Annotated in this window: 1 protein-coding gene; it reads right to left on the bottom strand. The window is 75.3% G+C overall.

Features of this window, described 5'->3' with window-relative positions:
* Nucleotides 1–9: 9 nt before the first annotated feature.
* On the bottom strand, nt 10–709 hold a 700-nt coding region (locus tag LPA54_RS34070), incomplete at its 5' end, for a glutamate ligase domain-containing protein (protein ID WP_306806582.1).

Genomic DNA, 709 nt, shown 5'->3' with positions numbered 1-709 from the left:
ATCACAAGTTCATCCCTGGGTCTTCTTGATTGCTTCGCGAAGCACCTGGCGGTCGTCGAACGGACGCACCACCCCGGCGATGTCCTGTCCCAGCTCGTGGCCCTTGCCGGCGACCAGCACGGTGTCGCCGGGCTCGGCCCGGGCGACGGCGGCGGCGATCGCGGCGGCGCGGTCCTCGAAGACCTGGACCTCGCCGCGCTGGTGGGCGGGCACCGAGGCCGCGCCCTGGAGCATCGCGGCGAGGATCGCCAGCGGGTCCTCGGAGCGGGGGTTGTCGGAGGTCAGTACGGCGGTGTCGGCGAGCCGCGCGGCGGCCGCGCCCATCGGCTCCCGCTTGGTGACGTCACGGTCGCCGCCGCAGCCGAGCACGACGTGCACCCGGCCCTCGGTGACCTTGCGCAGGGCGCGCAGCACCGACTCCACGGCGTCCGTCTTGTGGGCGTAGTCCACGACCGCCAGGTACGGCTGGCCCACGTCGACGCGCTCCAGACGGCCGGGCACGCCCGGCACGGCGGCGACGCCGTCGGCGGCGGCCTGCGGGTCGAGTCCGGCGGCGGCCAGCGCGACGATCGCGGCCAGGGAGTTGGCCACGTTGAACGGGCCGGGCAGCGGCGAGCGGGCGGTGATCCGCTCGCCCCCCGGCCCGACCACGGTGAACGTCGAGTCCAGCGGGCCGACGTGGACGTCCTCCGCGCGCCAGTCGGCGTCC

This window comes from Streptomyces sp. DH12, from assembly GCF_020873895.1.
Lineage (GTDB): Bacteria > Actinomycetota > Actinomycetes > Streptomycetales > Streptomycetaceae > Streptomyces.
The sequence above is the reverse complement of the archived record's forward strand: the minus strand, read 5'-3'. Positions and strand labels throughout refer to the sequence as shown.